The 17,125-nt window shown below is 42.3% G+C and carries 16 protein-coding genes; 9 read left to right on the plus strand and 7 right to left on the minus strand.

What is annotated here, in order from left to right; all coding sequences use genetic code 11:
* The first annotated feature begins 5 nt into the window (after positions 1 to 5).
* The 6 genes from trpC (at position 6) to ACFQ1G_RS05830 (ending at position 3,845) form a co-directional block, all read left to right on the plus strand.
* A complete protein-coding gene (trpC, locus tag ACFQ1G_RS05805; protein WP_380737496.1) occupies positions 6 to 794 on the plus strand; it encodes an indole-3-glycerol phosphate synthase TrpC in 789 nt (262 codons plus the stop codon).
* A 1-nt stretch (position 795) separates the two neighbouring features.
* Positions 796 to 1,458 carry a phosphoribosylanthranilate isomerase gene (locus tag ACFQ1G_RS05810; RefSeq protein WP_380737498.1) on the plus strand — a complete coding sequence of 221 codons (663 nt, stop codon included), beginning with the start codon at positions 796 to 798 and terminating at the stop codon, positions 1,456 to 1,458.
* Positions 1,459 to 1,469: 11 nt separating this feature from the next.
* A complete protein-coding gene (gene trpB / locus ACFQ1G_RS05815; protein WP_380737500.1) occupies positions 1,470 to 2,651 on the plus strand; it encodes a tryptophan synthase subunit beta in 1,182 nt (393 codons plus the stop codon).
* Between the two features lie 51 nt (positions 2,652 to 2,702).
* Positions 2,703 to 3,470 (plus strand): tryptophan synthase subunit alpha, encoded by a 768-nt coding sequence (gene trpA, locus ACFQ1G_RS05820; protein WP_380737502.1) that lies wholly within the window; start codon positions 2,703 to 2,705, stop codon positions 3,468 to 3,470.
* Between the two features lie 82 nt (positions 3,471 to 3,552).
* On the plus strand, positions 3,553 to 3,711 hold the full coding sequence (locus ACFQ1G_RS05825) for a hypothetical protein (protein WP_380737504.1): 159 nt from the start codon (positions 3,553 to 3,555) through the stop codon (positions 3,709 to 3,711).
* Entirely contained in the window at positions 3,711 to 3,845 is a 135-nt protein-coding gene (locus ACFQ1G_RS05830; RefSeq protein WP_380737506.1) for a 30S ribosomal protein THX, read from the plus strand. Before ACFQ1G_RS05825 ends, ACFQ1G_RS05830 begins: the two co-directional genes overlap by 1 nt.
* Here the strand turns inward: ACFQ1G_RS05830 and ACFQ1G_RS05835 are convergent.
* The 5 genes from ACFQ1G_RS05835 to ACFQ1G_RS05855 all read right to left on the minus strand — a co-directional run bounded on the left by ACFQ1G_RS05835 (position 3,842) and on the right by ACFQ1G_RS05855 (position 10,721).
* Positions 3,842 to 4,501, minus strand: coding sequence for a uracil-DNA glycosylase family protein (locus tag ACFQ1G_RS05835; protein ID WP_380737508.1), 660 nt, complete (start codon positions 4,499 to 4,501; stop codon positions 3,842 to 3,844). The two genes, ACFQ1G_RS05830 and ACFQ1G_RS05835, sit on opposite strands and share 4 nt — an antisense overlap.
* A 53-nt stretch (positions 4,502 to 4,554) precedes the next feature.
* Positions 4,555 to 8,007, minus strand: coding sequence for a pyruvate carboxylase (locus ACFQ1G_RS05840; RefSeq protein WP_380737510.1), 3,453 nt, complete (start codon positions 8,005 to 8,007; stop codon positions 4,555 to 4,557).
* Positions 8,008 to 8,163: 156 nt separating this feature from the next.
* On the minus strand, positions 8,164 to 8,925 hold the full coding sequence (yaaA, locus tag ACFQ1G_RS05845; protein WP_380737512.1) for a peroxide stress protein YaaA: 762 nt from the start codon (positions 8,923 to 8,925) through the stop codon (positions 8,164 to 8,166).
* Positions 8,926 to 9,043: 118 nt separating this feature from the next.
* Positions 9,044 to 10,096, minus strand: coding sequence for an RluA family pseudouridine synthase (locus ACFQ1G_RS05850; RefSeq protein ID WP_380738466.1), 1,053 nt, complete (start codon positions 10,094 to 10,096; stop codon positions 9,044 to 9,046).
* The gene (locus ACFQ1G_RS05855) at positions 10,086 to 10,721 is read right to left on the minus strand and encodes a PASTA domain-containing protein (protein WP_380737514.1); all 636 of its coding nucleotides are present in this window, start codon (positions 10,719 to 10,721) and stop codon (positions 10,086 to 10,088) included. Before ACFQ1G_RS05855 ends, ACFQ1G_RS05850 begins: the two co-directional genes overlap by 11 nt.
* Positions 10,722 to 10,822: 101 nt before the next feature.
* Between ACFQ1G_RS05855 and ACFQ1G_RS05860 the strand changes: the two genes are divergently transcribed.
* Together ACFQ1G_RS05860 and coaD are read left to right on the plus strand one after the other, a co-directional pair.
* Complete coding sequence (locus tag ACFQ1G_RS05860) at positions 10,823 to 11,800, plus strand: D-alanine--D-alanine ligase (protein WP_380737516.1); 978 nt, start codon at positions 10,823 to 10,825, stop codon at positions 11,798 to 11,800.
* Positions 11,801 to 11,845: 45 nt separating this feature from the next.
* A complete protein-coding gene (gene coaD / locus ACFQ1G_RS05865; RefSeq protein ID WP_380737518.1) occupies positions 11,846 to 12,298 on the plus strand; it encodes a pantetheine-phosphate adenylyltransferase in 453 nt (150 codons plus the stop codon).
* A gap of 9 nt (positions 12,299 to 12,307) precedes the next feature.
* On the opposite strand, the gene ACFQ1G_RS05870 is transcribed toward coaD, so the two are convergent.
* Positions 12,308 to 14,596, minus strand: coding sequence for a TonB-dependent receptor plug domain-containing protein (locus tag ACFQ1G_RS05870; RefSeq protein ID WP_380737520.1), 2,289 nt, complete (start codon positions 14,594 to 14,596; stop codon positions 12,308 to 12,310).
* A gap of 186 nt (positions 14,597 to 14,782) precedes the next feature.
* Here ACFQ1G_RS05870 and ACFQ1G_RS05875 point away from each other — a divergent pair, with 186 nt between their 5' ends.
* Positions 14,783 to 16,534, plus strand: a complete 1,752-nt coding sequence (locus ACFQ1G_RS05875; protein ID WP_380737522.1) for a M14 family metallopeptidase — start codon at positions 14,783 to 14,785, stop codon at positions 16,532 to 16,534.
* Here ACFQ1G_RS05875 and ACFQ1G_RS05880 read toward each other — a convergent pair.
* Positions 16,502 to 17,125 carry an NUDIX hydrolase gene (locus ACFQ1G_RS05880; RefSeq protein ID WP_380737524.1) on the minus strand — a complete coding sequence of 208 codons (624 nt, stop codon included), beginning with the start codon at positions 17,123 to 17,125 and terminating at the stop codon, positions 16,502 to 16,504. The genes ACFQ1G_RS05875 and ACFQ1G_RS05880 overlap by 33 nt on opposite strands.

A 17,125-nucleotide genomic window follows, 5' to 3' on the forward strand; every position in this document is an offset into this window, starting at 1 on the left:
TAACCATGAACATTTTAGATAAGATAGCAGCTCATAAACGTGAGGAAGTAGAATTGCGCAAGGAAGAAGTACCGGTAGAAATGCTCGCCTTATTACCGCATTTTGAAAGGAAATGTGTGTCTATGAGTGAGAATCTGAAAAAGTCATCCACAGGGATCATTGCCGAATTCAAGAGGCGCTCCCCTTCCCACCCGGAGATTAACCTGGATGCAGATGCGAAGGAAATCACTACCGGATATGAACAGGCCGGAGCTTCGGCCCTTTCAGTGCTTACCGATGAGGAATTCTTTGGCGGAAGCATGGATGATCTCATGCTTGCAAGAGAAGCAGTAAAACTGCCATTACTTCGGAAGGATTTCATCATTGACGAATACCAGATCTATGAAGCAAAGGCCATTGGTGCAGACGCTATTCTTCTTATCGCCGCGATACTTGATCGAAAGGAAATTGAAGATTTTTCCGGCACTGCTAAAAAACTTGGGCTGGAGGTACTTTTGGAAGTTCATAATGAGGAAGAGCTGGAACGTTCGATAATGCCGGGTATTGACATGATTGGTGTCAATAACCGAGACTTAAAAACCTTTGAAGTAGATCTTGAAAACAGCAAAAAACTGGCTGCGAATATCCCTGATGAATTCGTGAAGATCTCAGAAAGCGGGATCAATGATACAGCGGCAATTAAGGATCTTCAAAAATATGGTTTTCAGGGGTTCTTGATCGGCGGGAATTTTATGGCTACAAATGATCCGGGAAAGAGCGCGACAGATTTCATAAATGAGTTGAAAAGCAACTAAAATGAATTTGAAACTGAAAATATGCGGTATGAGGGAACCTGAGAATATTGACCAGGTTGCCGGCTTACATCCCGATTATTTAGGACTGATCTTTTTTGAACGGTCTCCCCGTTTTGTAAAAAATGATATTCAGGAACTGGATCCTGCTATCAGGAAAACCGGAGTTTTTGTAAATGCTTCGGAAGAAGATATTTTAGAAAGGACCTTGAAATATGATCTAAAAGCCATTCAGTTGCATGGTGATGAATCGATGGAATTTTGCCTGGATCTCAAAAAGAAACTTTCTGCAGCAGGCATGGATCCGGAGCTTATCAAAGTTTTCAGTATAAAAGATGTATTTGATTTCAGCATTTTAAAGGATTTTGAAAACACGGTAGATCTTTTCCTGTTTGACACCAAAGGCAGGAACAAAGGTGGTAACGGGATCACTTTTAATTGGGAAGTGTTGAAGGACTACCCTTCCTCTACCCCCTTTTTCCTAAGCGGGGGAATTGGTCTTGAGGAAATTCCTGAGATAAAAACCCTTTACACGTATTTTCAAAAAGAGAATAAACAAGACCTTTTTTACGGAATTGACATCAACAGCAGATTCGAAACTTCACCCGGATTAAAGGACACAGAGAAACTAAGAACTTTCAGAAAAGCACTTTTTTCTGAAGCTTAAAAAATAAAAAAATGAGTTACCAGGTAAACGAACAAGGATATTACGGCGATTTTGGAGGCGCTTTCATACCCGAGATGTTGTATCCCAATGTCGAGGAATTGAGAACCAATTACCTCAAGATCATGAAAGAGGAATCTTTTCAGAAAGAATTTCGGGATCTTTTAAAGGATTATGTGGGCCGACCTACCCCGTTGTATTTTGCTGAACGTTTAAGTAAAAAATACGGCACAAAGATCTACCTGAAAAGGGAGGATCTTTGTCATACAGGAGCTCACAAGGTGAACAATACCATTGGGCAGATCCTAATGGCCAAACGGCTGGGCAAGAACCGAATCATCGCGGAGACCGGTGCCGGGCAGCATGGAGTGGCCACTGCGACCGTTTGTGCCCTCATGGGGCTGGAATGTATAGTTTATATGGGAGAGATCGATATTGAGCGACAGGCTCCCAATGTTGCCCGCATGAAGATGTTGGGCGCGACCGTAGTTCCGGCTAAATCGGGTAGTAAGACCTTAAAGGACGCTACCAATGAAGCCATTCGGGACTGGATCAATAATCCGGTGGACACTCATTATATAATTGGTTCAGTTGTAGGACCACACCCCTATCCTGATATGGTAGCCCGTTTTCAAAGTGTCATTTCTGAAGAAATAAAACAGCAACTTCTTGAAAAAGAAGGCCGGGAAAATCCTGATTATGTTGTAGCCTGTGTAGGCGGCGGAAGTAATGCCGCAGGAATCTATTACCATTACCTGGACAATGAGGACGTGGGGATCATCGCTGTGGAAGCAGCAGGCGAAGGAGTTTCAAGCGGAAAAAGCGCGGCGACCTCAGCCCTTGGAAAAGAAGGGATCATTCATGGAAGCAAGACTTTATTGATGCAAACCGATGATGGGCAGATCACAGAGCCTTATTCAATTTCAGCGGGATTGGATTATCCCGGTGTAGGGCCTATGCACGCCAACCTCTATAAAACCGGGCGCGGGGAATTCATTTCCATCACTGATAAAGAAGCTATGGCTGCCGGACTAGTGTTGTCAAAACTGGAAGGAATTATCCCGGCTATAGAAACAGCACACGCTTTGGCCATTTTTGAGAACCGAAAATTCAAAAAAGATGATGTAGTGGTGATCAACCTTTCCGGTCGCGGAGATAAGGACCTCAACACTTACATTGACTATTTCAACTTATAATAAATCAAACCTAACAGGTTTTGGAAACCTGTTGGGTTTTAGCTCATACTTATGAACAGAATAAAACAAAAGCTTCAGGAGGACCCTCAAAAAAAGCTGCTTTCCCTGTATTTTACGGCCGGTTATCCGCAGCCGGAAGATACTGTATCCATTATCCAGGAACTGGAGAACAACGGGGTAGACATGATCGAGATAGGGTTACCATTTAGTGATCCTCTGGCAGACGGCCCTACCATCCAGGAAAGTTCACAGGTCGCCTTACAGAATGGAATGACTACAAACAAATTGTTTGACCAGTTAAAAGACGTCAGGAAAACTGTCTCCATTCCCTTATTGATCATGGGCTATTTCAACCCCATCCTTCAGTACGGAATTGAGGAATTCTGTCAAAAATGTCAGGAAACAGGCATTGACGGACTCATTATTCCTGACCTTCCGCTGGAAGAATATACTACTCACTATAAAAGTACCTTTCAGAAATATGATCTATTACCGGTATTCCTGATCACTCCGCAAACTTCCGAAGAAAGGATCAAAGCGATCGACGAAGCTTCGGAAGGATTTATCTATATGGTAAGCAGTGCGAGTGTTACCGGATCAACAGGAGGTTTCGGGCAGGCTCAAAAAGAGTATTTTAAGAGGGTGTCCAAAATGGGATTAAAATCCCCACTTATAGTTGGCTTCGGAATTAAAGATTCTGAGACATTTGAACAGGCTACAGAGCATACGAAAGGAGCTATTATCGGGAGTGCTTTCATCAAGCAACTTACCGAAAAGGGAAAGACAAAAATCACTGAATTCATTAAGTCAATCCGGTGAGTTTAACCTTCTTATAACAAGTCTTTAATAGAATCGGCAACGTGATTTTTGTATATTGAATAGAATCAAAAAACTAAAGATCATGGGAATTATTGAAGACGATAAAAAGAAGAAAGACAGGTCTCGCAGGAGACGAAGTGATAATGACCCATTAAGTGGCGAAATAGGAAACCGTGATATTGAAACCAATGATTTTGATATTGATGAACCAACTATTAGAGACCAAAAAAAGAAAAAGTAATGGGAAAAGGTGACAAAAAGACCAAAAGGGGAAAAATAGCCATTAACAGCTACGGTAAATTGCGGCCAAAAAGGAAGAAATTCAAGGTACGCCCGCAAAAAATAAAGAATCCGCAGGAAAAAGAACCCGTTTAGTTCTCTAAGAACTCGCGGTATTGCATGACCCTGAAGTCAATCGTATTGAATTCAGGGTCATGTTTTTTTAGATCCTTATACAGCTGCATGCTTCCAATCGCTCGATTCGCCGACCCTGAAGGTGCGGTGAGAGAAACAGTGTTTATAGGCCTGCCATCCAGAACAAACTGATGGATCCTGGGAACATGATTGGATACCACTTTTAACTTAAGTCCGTATTCTTTTAAATGTCTTCGGAAAAAATATTCCGGGCCGTTTTTACTGTTCCCTCCTGTAAATAATAAGGTGTCAACGGATTCATTTTCACGTAAGATCGAAATAAGGTCCCTGAGTTCGACCTCCTGCATCCCAAGATCTGAAGCATCGATCTTCTCCCTGCGACAGCTCTCTACCGTATCACAAATGCCAATACCATTTTGAGCCAGGAATTCTTTACGTTGTTTTACAGCCTCTTCAGTACTTTCAAACTTCAGGTCGAGTTCAAACACCCTATCGATCACCGTCCAGAGAAGTCCATCCCTACTTCCGTAGCAAAAATCTACATCCCCTTCCTTAAGCTGGCCTGTAGTGAACCGTGGCGGCGGCAAAGTCCCCACGATTAATTTAGTGGCATTTTCGGGAATAAACGGTTTAAAAGGGTGCGTATGATGAAACATAAAAAAGGAAAATCAATTTGGTTTTTTACCCGCAAAATTCAAACCAACATGGTTTATTTCATTACTACCACAAGATCATCGGCATAAACCATATCTCCTTCTTTTAAAACTATCTTATCAACTTCCCCCGGAGTATTGGCGGTAATAGTGGTTTCCATCTTCATGGCTTCTATCACAAACAACGGCTGATTCTTGTCAACCTTGTCGCCGGGTTTCACCTGGATATTAGATAAGGCACCCTGTAGGGGAGCACCTATTTGCTTCTTGTCTTCCTTGTCAACTTTTTGATGAACTACTTTTTCCACTTTTACAGACTTATCCTTGACCTCGACTGTACGGGTTTGACCATTGACCTTAAAAAAGATCTTTGCCATCCCGTCTTCATTCGGCTCGCTGGAAGAAATGAACTGAATTAGCAAGGTCTTGCCTTTATCAAGCTCCACGATGATCTCCTCTCCAGGATCCATTCCGTAGAAGAAATTTTTAGTAGGAATATTCACGACACTGCCAAATTCCACATGATGGTTGTAGGCGTCTGTAAATACCTTCGGATATAATTTATAGGAAAGAAAATCTGTCATGTCCAGTTCCCGTCCCATCCCTTCTCCAAAGGTCTTTTCAAACTCAGCATACTCTTCTTCAAAATCTATGGGTTTAAGATGGGCGTTGGGCCTGTCTGTATATGGCTTTTCATCTTTAAGAACTATCTTCTGGATCTTTTCAGGGAATCCTCCATAGGGCTGCCCGAGATCTCCACGGAAAAAACTCTTTACCGATTGAGGAAAGGAAAGCTCCTCCCCTTTTTCCAGCACATCCTCGATGGTGAGATTATTACTCACCAGGTACTGCGCCATATCACCCACTACTTTTGAACTTGGCGTCACCTTAATAATATCTCCAAACAGGTCGTTGACCTTTCCGTACATTTCGGTGATCTCGTGAAATCTGTCCGCCAATCCTAGCGACTCTGCCTGAGGCTTCAGATTGGAATATTGACCTCCGGGAATCTCATGTTTAAAGACTTCTCCGCTTCCGGCTTTCAATCCCGATTCAAAAGGATAGTAATAGCGTCTCACCGCTTCCCAATAATGAGAATATTCATTAAGCTTGTCGCTGTCTATTTCTCTTCCGCGGTCATGGAATCTCATCATTTCCACGATCGAATTGAAGTTAGGCTGGGAAGTAAGGCCTGAAAGGCCGCCCAGGGCAACATCTACCACATCTACTCCAGCTTCGATAGCTTTTAGATATGTAGCCGCCTGTATGGAAGAGGTGTCGTGAGTATGCAAGTGAATGGGTATATTGATCCTTGATTTTAAAGACGCTACCAGTTCATAAGCCGCATCGGGCTTTAGAATTCCCGCCATATCCTTGATCGCTAAAATATGGGCACCGGCATTTTCAATATCTTTCCCGAGTTGAATGTAGTATTCCAGGTTATATTTACTCTGCTTAGGGTTCATAATGTCCCCGGTATAACATATGGTACCTTCAGCCAGGCCTTCGGTTCGCTTTCGAACGTATTCAATACACGGGGCGATAGACTCCATCCAGTTAAGACTGTCAAAAATTCGGAAAACATCTATCCCGTTCTCCCAGGATTTTTCCACGAACTTTTCGATCAAATTATCGGGGTAAGCAGTGTAACCAACCCCGTTAGATCCGCGAAGCAGCATTTGCAATAAGATATTAGGCATTGCTTCCCGCAGTCTACGCAATCTCTCCCACGGATTTTCTTTTAAAAACCTGAGACATACATCAAAGGTAGCTCCACCCCAAACCTCTAAACTGAACACCTCGGGATGATTGCGAGCAAATCCTTCGGCGACCTTAAGCATATCTGTAGTTCGCATCCTGGTCGCCAGCAAGCTTTGATGCGCATCACGCATGGTGGTATCTGTATAATGGATCTTTCCTTCATGCCGTAACCAGCGGGAAAACTTATCAGGTCCATACTCTGTCAGCAGGTCTTTTGTACCCTTGGGATATTCTTCCCCTTCGGGAAAAGATGGGATTACGGGTTTAATGAAATCGCTGCGTTTTTCGGCATTTTTAACATCCTCATTTCCGTTTACGATGATATCTCCCAGAAACTTCACCATTTTAGTGGCCCGGTTTCTGGCCTTTTTGATCTCGAAGAGTTGCGGATTATCTTTTATAAAATTAACCGTGACTTCCCCTTTTCTGAAGGTTTGATCTGACAATATATTATCCAGGAAACCTATGTTGGTCATAACCCCCCGAATCCTGAACTCGGCCAGGGCACGGCGCATCTTTCTGCAGGCCCCGTCAAGGGTTCTACTGCTCGCCGAAACTTTCACCAACATGGAATCAAAGAATGGCGACACGGTCACTCCCTGGTAGATACTTCCAGCATCGAGACGTATTCCAAATCCGGAGGCGCTTCTATATGTTGTGATCGTTCCGTAATCGGGTTTGAAGTCATTGGTAGGATCTTCGGTAGTGATCCGGCATTGCAGGGCATATCCATGTATACTAAGGCTCTCCTGGCTTTGGATCTTGATCTGTTCATCAGACAGTTTGTAGCCACCGGCTATAAATAGCTGGGTCTTTACAAGATCAATGTTAGTGATGATCTCTGTAACCGTATGCTCTACCTGGATACGCGGATTCACCTCAATAAAAAAGATCTCTCCACTGCGGTCCACTAAAAATTCAACGGTCCCAATGTTGTTATAACCCACAGCTTTACAAAGGTCTAAAGCGTATTTGTAAAGCCGCTGTTTAATATTCTCATCCAGCCCCATTGAAGGAGCGAATTCGATCACTTTTTGATAGCGCCTCTGCACAGAACAATCCCTTTCAAATAAGTGAACGATGTTTCCATGATTATCAGCTACTATTTGTATTTCAATATGCTTGGGGTCTTCCACGAATTTCTCAAGAAAAACGGTGTCATCCCCAAAAGCGTTCAAAGCTTCCCGCTTAGATTCATTGAAACCGCTTTTTAGTTCCTCTTCATTCCTGATGACCCTCATCCCGCGTCCGCCACCACCCGAAGCTGCTTTCAGCATAACAGGATACCCAATCTTCTCTGCCTCTTCTAAAGCTATTTCTACGGAAGTAAGTTCGCTTTCATTACTTTGAATGACCGGAATATGATTTTCGATCGCCACTTCCTTGGCTTTGACCTTATCTCCAAGAGATTTAAGGACGGATACTTTAGGCCCGACGAAAATAATTCCGTTCTCCTCACATTTCTGAGCGAATTCGGCATTTTCCGATAGAAAACCGTAACCCGGATGGATCGCGTCCACTCCGTTCTTTTTTGCCACCCTAATAATGGCGTCTATATTCAAATATGGTTTTAAAGGTTCATTATCAGCGCCAATCTGGTAAGCTTCATCGGCCTTATACCTGTGAAGGGAATATCGGTCTTCAAAAGTGTAAATTCCCACGGTACGCAAACCAATTTCGGTACAGGCTCTGAAGATTCGAATTGCTATTTCTCCCCTGTTCGCGACTAAAACCTTTTTAATGTTCATTCTGAAAATGCTTTTTTTGATTAGTTGGCAGAAAGCTGAAGAGTTCAGTCAATAAAATGGCTGAAAAGGACGGCAGCTTCACAAGCTCAGAAATTAAAAAGAAAAAAGCGGTGAGACACCGCTTTTTAAACTTTTTTAACAATAAGAAATTAACATTTACCGGGTGAACACCAATTCATTCTTTTTGGCGCTTTCCTCTTCACTGTAACGATAACCATCATAATCAAATCCTTTCAGATCTTCCAGGGTCTTTGCGTTGGTATCGATAATATATCGAACCATGGAACCACGCGCCTTTTTTGCGAAGAAACTTATGATCTTCAATTTCCCGTTTTTGAAATCCTTAAAAACCGGAGTAATTACCGGTGTCTTAAGTTTATCTGTATCTATAGCTTTGAAATATTCCTGGCTGGCCAGATTTACAAAGAGTTCATCTTCCTCCAATTCTTTGTTAAGCTTGCCAGTTACCTTTTCCTGCCAAAGCTCATACAGGTCTTTATTTCTACCTACTGAAAGGGAAGTTCCCATTTCAAGGCGGTATGGCTGCATAAGATCAAGAGGTTTCAATATTCCGTAGAATCCGGAAAGTATTCGTAATGTATCCTGAAGAAGATCTAATTTTTCGGTAGGGATCGTATAGGCATCTAATCCGGTATATACATCACCTGCAAAAGCGTAAACAGCGGGACGGGAATTACTCTTGTTGTGCTCTTCCTCAAATTCGTGGTAACGGGAATGATTGAGATCGGCGAGCTTGTCACTGATGCTCATCAACTCAGAGATCTCCTTCTTGGACATGCGAGCTAATTTCCGGTTTACGGTAGTCGCAGTTTCAAGAAATTCGGGTTGGGTTCCACGGGTTGTAGGAAGCTTGGTTTTGTAATCAAGGGTTTTAGCGGGGGAGATAACAATTTTCATAAAAAAGTTTTCCGAAGAAATGATTTTTTGGTTTTACACCACTAAAATACCAAATCCTCTTCTCCCCTGAAACCGCTTTGCCTTTTTGTTCCTGATATAACTATCAAAAAAGCTTATTTTAATCGATAAATTCCTTTTGATTCTTAGCGTAGTTGCGCCATTTTTCGATACACTGCTGCATATCATCGGGAATTGGGGTATCAAAACTCATCCACTCTCCACTTACCGGATGTTTAAAACCTAAGGTTTTTGCATGTAAAGCCTGCCTGGGAAGCACTTTGAAACAGTTCTCCACGAATTGCTTGTATTTAGAAAAGGTAGTCCCTTTCAGGATCCTTTCCCCACCGTAGCGTTCATCGTTGAACAAGGTGTGACCTATATGCTTCATATGCACACGGATCTGGTGAGTTCTACCTGTTTCCAGTTTACAGGAAACCAGTGTCACATACCCTAGCCGTTCGATCACCTTATAATGTGTAACCGCCGGTTTTCCTTTATCCTCATCATCACCCAGGTAAACCGTGTTCTGAAGTCGGTTTTTAGGATGGCGACCAATGTTACCTTCCACGGTACCTTCATCTTCTTCCACATTACCCCATACGATCGCGACATATTCGCGCTCACTGCTCTTATCAAAGAATTGCTTTGAAAGCTTGGTCATGGCCTGCTCTGTCTTAGCGACCACGAGCAATCCGCTGGTATCTTTATCAATACGGTGAACCAGTCCAGGTCTTTCGGAACTGTTTTGAGGCAGGTTATCAAAATGATAGACCAATGCGTTTATAAGCGTACCACTGTAATTTCCATGTCCCGGATGCACCACCATACCCGCAGGTTTATTTACCACAAGCAGGGCATCATCTTCATGAACTATGTCTAACGGAATATTCTCTGGTGTCAACAGGAATTCGTACGGTGGATGTTCAAACATCACCTGTACGACATCACCCGGTTTCACCTTATAATTTGACTTTACGGGAACTTCATTTACATGAATGTTCCCATCTTTAGCCGCATTCTGTATCTTATTTCGGGTAGCATTTTCAATGTAGTTCATTAAATACTTATCCACCCTAAGTGGTTGCTGGCCTTTATCGGCTACGAACCTGTGATGCTCATAAAGCTCATCATCATTTTCATCCAGTTCAGGATTGTAATTATCAGAAGTCATACTCTTCATTCTCCAAATCGTTCAAAATTTCCTCTTCATTCGTCGTCGTCTCTTCCTTTTCCATGTCATATCTTCCCGAGCCGTCACCCAGCACAAGATCAATTTTGGAGGTTTTCATGAGCTTCATTCCCGGTTCCAGCTTCTCACCTTTATGTCTTAATTCCAATACGGCATCTTTTGCCACATCTGGCTTATAAGTGATACTTCCGATCTCAAACCCGAGGGACCTTAAAGTTGGTTCTACCTGTCTTCTGGTTCTTCGGACAAGGTTCTCCGGAATTTCCACTTTTCTGTATCCCGAAGGATTCAGCGTGAGATAGATCTTACGGTTCTCTTTTACGAATTTTCCCGGAAGCGGCACCTGATCGATCACCGAAAACGGCGGATAATCGGGATTGTAATTAGCTGAATCAAGGATCTCTCTTCTAAGATCCAGCTCATTCAATTGCTCATCGACCTTATCAAGCGAAAGCCGTGCCAGATCTGGAACGGTAATCCGTTGGTCCTGATTGGTGGAATAATCAAGCCATTTTAGGATTATAAAAACGATCAATACCAGCGCGAAAACTGCCAAAACCAATTGCATCAAAAAGGTTTTGCTAAAGATAAATTTGAGGAAACTCATAGTTTAAATTAAAAAACAAAGATATAAAAACAGGTGGTTTTGTGGCCATTCATTTAATAGTCCTATTTTTGTTAACGTAATTAAATTGCCTTTATTTAAGTATGAAGAAAAATGTCGCCATCGCCATGGGCGGATATTCCAGTGAATATCGCATCTCCATCAACAGTGGAAACGTAGTCTACAAAAATCTTGATCGCAGTAAATACAACCCTTACCGCGTACATATTTTACAAAAGGAATGGTTCGTTATAGGTGAGAACGACATGCCTTATCCTATAAACCGAAGCAATTTCACGGTGACCATTGATGGTAAACTTATCACCTTTGACTGTGTGTTTAACACCATACACGGTACACCGGGTGAGAACGGACTTCTTCAGGCTTATTTGGAATTACTGGGTATTCCTCAGACTTCCTGCGATTTTTATCAATCGGCTTTGACCTTCAACAAAAGAGATTTGATCAGTGTTCTTAAACCCTACGGAATTAAGACTGCGGAAAATTACTTCCTGGACAAGGGAGACGAAGTAGAACCAGATGAGATCGTAAAAAAGGTTGGTTTACCCTGTTTCGTAAAAGCCAATAAGGCGGGAAGCAGTTTTGGGATCACCAAAGTGAAGAAAAAAGAGGATCTTATACGGGCTACCAAATTCGCTTTTAAAGAAGATAATGAAGTGATCATTGAATCCTTCCTTGACGGAGTAGAAGTTTCGGTAGGAGTGATCATGCATAACGGTGAAGTGACCGCACTTCCGGTTACCGAAATAGTTTCCGAAAATGAGTTTTTTGACTACGAAGCCAAGTACCTGGGGAAATCAGAGGAGATCACACCCGCGAGAATTTCCGAAGAACAAACTAAGAAAGTTCAGGAGATCGCCAAGCTTATTTACACAAAACTAAAAATGAAAGGATTCTCCCGTTCAGAATTTATTTTTCATAATGACGAACCACATTTCATTGAAATGAACACCAATCCGGGGTTAAGCGAGGCGAGTATCTTACCTCAACAGGCTGCAGCTGCAGGAATTTCACTGCCAGAGCTGTTCGGAAGCGCCATTGAAGCGGCCACCCGGTTTTAAGTTCAGGAGAATTGTTTACTTTAGAATAGCAGAAAAATTTACGGAATGAAAAAAGCAGTATTTCCGGGCTCTTTTGACCCGATCACTCTTGGACATGTAGACATAATCGAACGGGGATTACCTCTTTTTGACGAGATCATTCTGGCCATAGGCGTGAATGCCGATAAGAAGTACATGTTCTCGCTGGAGGACCGCGTAAAGTTCCTGGAAGAAACTTTTAAAGATCAACCTAAAATAAAGGTTATGACCTATGAAGGTATGACGGTGGATTTTTGCAAAAAACAAAATGCCGATTTTATCCTTCGCGGCCTGCGCAGTTCTACAGATTTTGACTTCGAAAAGGTTATTGGGCAGACCAATTTTAAAATGACGGGGATCGAGACCTTGTTCTTCATTACCTCTTCCGGAAAAAGCCACATTTCATCTACCGTGGTGCGGGATGTGATTCGTAACGGCGGAGATTATTCTTTTATGGTACCTAAGGCTGTAAAAAAATAAAACCCTCACTTAGAACAAATACTCTAAAGAAATTCCTCCAAAATAGTTCCTGGGATTGCCGGGATAATAATAGCGCGGGGCAGCACCTCCAAAACCAACCGCGTTGGGAACGATCGATGCCGCGTACTGTTCTTCAAAAACATTGTTTACACCTGCAAAAAATTCTGTTTTCCAGTTTGCAAATAAGCGCGGAGCATAAGTCGCTTTCAGGTTAACAAGCTCATAGCTTTTGGTAAAAGAAGAATTTTCATCATTCAGCGGCATGGCTCCCTCATGCTGAAATGAGGTAAACAGAGAGATCCCTGAATTAGAAGAAATATCAACTCCGGCATGAATGCTTTTATTCGGTACAGCCGGCAGTTTATTTCCTGAAAAATCATTTCCCTCATCGGTAAAATCATCAAACCTGAAGTGATTGAGGGAGCCGTTCAAAAATGTTCTTACTGTAAGTTTTGAGCTAAGTTCGAAGTTATGGTTCAGCAGAAATTCAACCCCATTATGATCGGTTTTTCCAAGGTTACGACCAATGTACTGATCTTCTGAAACCCTTTCGGCTACTAAAAGGTTATTGACCTGTATCGTGTAAAAAGCAACTTCAGCATACAACCGGTTATTCATGAAATTGCCTTTGAAACCCATTTCATAATTAATCCCTGTCTCCGGACGCAACCGAGTATTGATAAGACCTTCCGGCGTAAGCGTTTCTGCTACAGTGGGAGTGGAAAATCCGTGGCTGATGACGGCATATAGATTCTTTCTTTGGCCTACAGAACAGGCTATTCCCAGTCGCGGTGAAAACACGGTTTTGAATCGGTATTCGCCTGACTGATCAATTTGGTCCTCCTCAAAAAGGTCTTCCAGTTCATAACGCGTAGAATTTAAATTCAGTCCGGCTTCTAGTTCTGTTTTTTGGGACAAAGTCAAATTCCATTGAGCGAAAACATTCATATAGCTGCGGTCCTGCTTGTTTTGACTGAGTACATCTCCCTCCAGGCTACCCTGCCCGGAATTCTCCTCGTAAAGATTTTCGAAAATGGAATTTTCATACCATTCATTGTAAACCTCACCGCCAAAGCCAATATCTGAAGGAAGCTCAAAAATGTCATTTTTAAGACTGAATTTAGTTCGTGCACCCACTGCAACCCTGTCCTCTTCTAAAATATTAAATGGCCTGGGTTCGTATCCATTTCTGAACTTCAGATAAGCTGAAGTGGTATTGGAAAGGCTTTTCGAAAACTCATGAGCATACGAAAGTCCGAAGAGGCCTTTGTCATAAGACTCATAACCTTGCGCAGCTTCCCAGGCAAACGCCGCTGAAGAAGGCTGGTTTTCAAAATCTTCTTTACTCAGGGAACTGGGAATAAATGCTTTCAAACGTGTTACCTGCGCAAGAACAGAAAGCTCATTGGTTTCCCCGAGAGAGACGCCACCGGTAATTGTAATAGAATTTCGTTCGTATTTTCCATTATCCCGAAAACTGTCAGTTCTTAAATTATTATAGGTACCCGAAAAATGCCCTTTTTGAGTAGCATGTGAAATATTAACCGTATTCCTCAGCAGCTCAAAACTTCCGAAACTTGTCTCTGATCCCGCCTTTGTTCCAATCGCCATATTTTCCACCGGATATAGATTTATCACTCCGCCCAGGCCGGCACCGTAGATCCCTGAGGCCGGCCCCTTGACGATCTCCACCTGGCCAACCACGGCAGGATCAATATCATCTAGAGTCGTCTCCCCTTCGCCACTAGAAAGTGGAATTCCCATAAAATAGGCCTTCAAGCGGTTAGAACTGTATTGAGCCCTTGCTCCTACCCCTCGAATATTGATCTTGTTGGTATTTAAAGCACCTTGCTGCACATATACCCCGGCAACCGAGTTCAATGCCCCTACGATGGATGTCTCATCTGTACGCTCCAGGTCTTCGACACTAATTATACTTACTGAAGCAGGTGTGGATTGTACATCCCTCGGAATAATAGTACTTCGCAACACTACTTCAGACAGGGTTTCTGATTCAGGAAAAAGATAGATCAGATGCTCTTTCTGAGACTCGCGAAGCGTTAACCCGAGGGTTTCAAAACCTGTCGCTGAAAACTTCAGAATCACAGGAAATTCGTGCACTGCAAGGGTAAATGACCCGTCACTCGCTGTAGTAGTTTTCAAAGAATCGGCTACTAATATGCTCACCTCAGGAATAGGTTGACCTGTATAAGAATTCATTACCTTTCCCCGAATGTTTTGAGCAGAAATACTTCCGAAGAAAAAGAAAAAAAAGACAATAGAAATGAGCTTTTTCACAGGTTAATCAGGTTGAAGGTGAACAAATAATCTTGTGGCATTTGAACTTTTAAACTTAGGCGCGTCTGCTGCGCTAAATTATGTTTTATTTTTATGGAGGTAAAATCTAATAGATCTCAAGATCAAAGGCGTGAATTGGCGGATTTTGAGTTTTTAAGTATGTTTACAGTCCCTAATAGTTTTTAGATGAAAAAGACCCTGTTTCTGGCGATCATTTTTTTAGGCCTGGTCTCCTGTGATTTTTCCGATTATATACTCGAACAAAATTACGATTTCACCACCGTGTTTGAAAAATCAGGTGGTACCGAAACCGCTACTTACCAGCAGGTGATAGATTTCTATGAGGACCTGGCTGCGGTCTATCCCCAGGTGAATATTCGAAAAATTGGAGAAACTGACAGTGGAAAGCCACTTACCCTCGCCATTTACAGTAAATCTAACAGTTTTGATCTCGATGAACTGAGAAAGGAAAATACGATCATATTGATCAACAACGGAATTCATCCGGGAGAAAGCGACGGAATTGACGCGACAATGATGCTATTCAGGGATCTAGCACAGGATTCTATAGACCTTCCGAAGAACACCGTGATCGCCACCATTCCCATTTATAACATTGGCGGCGCACTTAACAGGAATTCCAATTCCCGAACCAATCAAAATGGCCCGAAATCATACGGTTTTAGAGGAAATGCCCGCAACTTTGACCTGAACCGCGATTTCATAAAGGCCGACACTAAGAACACTCGGGCCTTTTACGAGATCTTCCACATGGTAGACCCTGATATTTTTGTCGACACCCATGTAAGCAACGGCGCAGACTACCAATATACGCTCACACATCTTTTCACCCAGCACGATCAAATGGGCGGCGAATTGGGAAAATATATCAATATTGACTGGAAACCTGCTCTTGAAAAAGCGCTCCGGAAAAAGGACTGGGAAATGACCCCTTATGTGAATGTCTTTAACGATATTCCCGAAAACGGCTTTTCACAGTTCTTGGACACTCCTCGTTATTCTACCGGATATACCAGTTTATGGAACACTTTGGGATTAATGATCGAAACTCATATGCTGAAACCTTACGACAAAAGGGTGCGTGGGACCTATGAAGTGTTGAGATCTGTCATTGATATTGCAGATGAGGATTCCAAAATGATAAAGAAGCTACGGGCCCAGGCTACGGGTAATTTTCCGAAGCAGGAGAATTATCGATATGACTTCACAATAGACAGCAGTGAAGTCTCTTCTTTAACCTTTAAAGGTTTTGAGGCCGAAACTATTAAAAGTGAGGTCACCGGTATGAACCGACTCAAATATGACACCACCAAACCCTTTACAAAGGAGATCGATTATTACGAAAGCTTTAAACCAACCCGGCAAGTTGCCATTCCTAAGGGATATGTAATTCCGCAAGGCTGGTGGCCGGTCATAGATCTTTTAAAGCTGAACAAGGTTAAAATGACCGAATTTGAGAAGGATACTGCGATTTCGGCCGAGGTTTACCTGATAAAGGACTTCAAGACCAGGGAAAGATCATACGAAGGACATTATCCTCATTACGACACTAAAATCACTTCAAGCAACAGAAAAGTAGTGGTTAGAGAGGGAGATGTTTTTGTTCCTATAAATCAGAAAGCTGCGAAATATATAATGGCTACTTTAGAACCAACCGCTCCCGATTCTTTCTTTAACTGGAATTTTTTCGATAGCGTATTGCAACAAAAAGAAGGTTTTTCCCCCTATGTTTTTGAAGATGTAGCCCGTGAACTTTTAGACGATTACCCAAAACTGGAAGAAGAATTCCTGGAGAAGAAAGAGAACGACCGCGAATTTGCGGCCGACTGGTATGCACAACTGGACTGGATCCATAAAAGGTCCAGTCATTACGAAAAATCACATTTAAGATATCCCATTTTTAGAGTAAACAGGTAAAAGTTCTTCCGGGAACAAAAGTTTAATATTCGCATAAGATTTTTTGAGGGCTTTCTGGGCTTTCTCCTTATCCTTCCATTTCACTTTCATAATGCCTTCGCTTTCTTCAGGCACCAGTTCCCCGGTATAATCTGTCTTCATTTCATACCAGTAGGTCACCTTCAGTTTATATTTTCCTTTCCGCTGAAAGACATGATAGGTTTTTTGAAGAAATTTAGTGACTTCCAGGTTCTTCACTCCCGTTTCCTCTTCTACTTCCCGTATCGCCCCCTCTTCAAGGCCTTCTTCTTTTTCTATTTTTCCTTTCGGAAGATCCCACCTCCCATTTCTATAAATGAATAGAACTTCATCATTTTGATTCAGGACCATTCCTCCACCGGCAGTAACCACTGGAAGTTTCTTAAAAAGATGCTTCAGGAGTTTCTTTTCTTTCGAATGAAACAGGTTCACATATAAAAGCCTGCCTTTATTAATATCTTTGATAATCCTCTTAAATTTTACTTCTTTAATCGGGATGGAAGTATATTTATCCCCCATATCCTTGATGGTAGAGAGAATTATCGGAATATCATTTACAAAAACTTTATACAT

The sequence above is a fragment of the Salinimicrobium gaetbulicola genome (assembly GCF_042676025.1).
In the GTDB taxonomy this organism is placed as follows: domain Bacteria; phylum Bacteroidota; class Bacteroidia; order Flavobacteriales; family Flavobacteriaceae; genus Salinimicrobium; species Salinimicrobium gaetbulicola.

Bases quoted from the DNA above. Each gene is read 5' to 3' on its own strand.
- ACFQ1G_RS05850 (WP_380738466.1), bottom strand. From the start codon at position 10,096: ATGACTTCTGATAATTACAATCCTGAACTGGATGAAAATGATGATGAG.
- ACFQ1G_RS05855 (WP_380737514.1), bottom strand. From the start codon at position 10,721: ATGAGTTTCCTCAAATTTATCTTTAGCAAAACCTTTTTGATGCAATTG.
- trpB (WP_380737500.1), top strand. From the start codon at position 1,470: ATGAGTTACCAGGTAAACGAACAAGGATATTACGGCGATTTTGGAGGC.
- ACFQ1G_RS05840 (WP_380737510.1), bottom strand. From the start codon at position 8,007: ATGAACATTAAAAAGGTTTTAGTCGCGAACAGGGGAGAAATAGCAATT.
- trpA (WP_380737502.1), top strand. From the start codon at position 2,703: ATGAACAGAATAAAACAAAAGCTTCAGGAGGACCCTCAAAAAAAGCTG.
- ACFQ1G_RS05875 (WP_380737522.1), top strand. From the start codon at position 14,783: ATGAAAAAGACCCTGTTTCTGGCGATCATTTTTTTAGGCCTGGTCTCC.
- trpC (WP_380737496.1), top strand. From the start codon at position 6: ATGAACATTTTAGATAAGATAGCAGCTCATAAACGTGAGGAAGTAGAA.
- ACFQ1G_RS05830 (WP_380737506.1), top strand. From the start codon at position 3,711: ATGGGAAAAGGTGACAAAAAGACCAAAAGGGGAAAAATAGCCATTAAC.
- ACFQ1G_RS05810 (WP_380737498.1), top strand. From the start codon at position 796: ATGAATTTGAAACTGAAAATATGCGGTATGAGGGAACCTGAGAATATT.
- ACFQ1G_RS05860 (WP_380737516.1), top strand. From the start codon at position 10,823: ATGAAGAAAAATGTCGCCATCGCCATGGGCGGATATTCCAGTGAATAT.
- yaaA (WP_380737512.1), bottom strand. From the start codon at position 8,925: ATGAAAATTGTTATCTCCCCCGCTAAAACCCTTGATTACAAAACCAAG.
- ACFQ1G_RS05880 (WP_380737524.1), bottom strand. From the start codon at position 17,125: ATGTATAAAGTTTTTGTAAATGATATTCCGATAATTCTCTCTACCATC.
- ACFQ1G_RS05825 (WP_380737504.1), top strand. From the start codon at position 3,553: ATGGGAATTATTGAAGACGATAAAAAGAAGAAAGACAGGTCTCGCAGG.
- coaD (WP_380737518.1), top strand. From the start codon at position 11,846: ATGAAAAAAGCAGTATTTCCGGGCTCTTTTGACCCGATCACTCTTGGA.
- ACFQ1G_RS05835 (WP_380737508.1), bottom strand. From the start codon at position 4,501: ATGTTTCATCATACGCACCCTTTTAAACCGTTTATTCCCGAAAATGCC.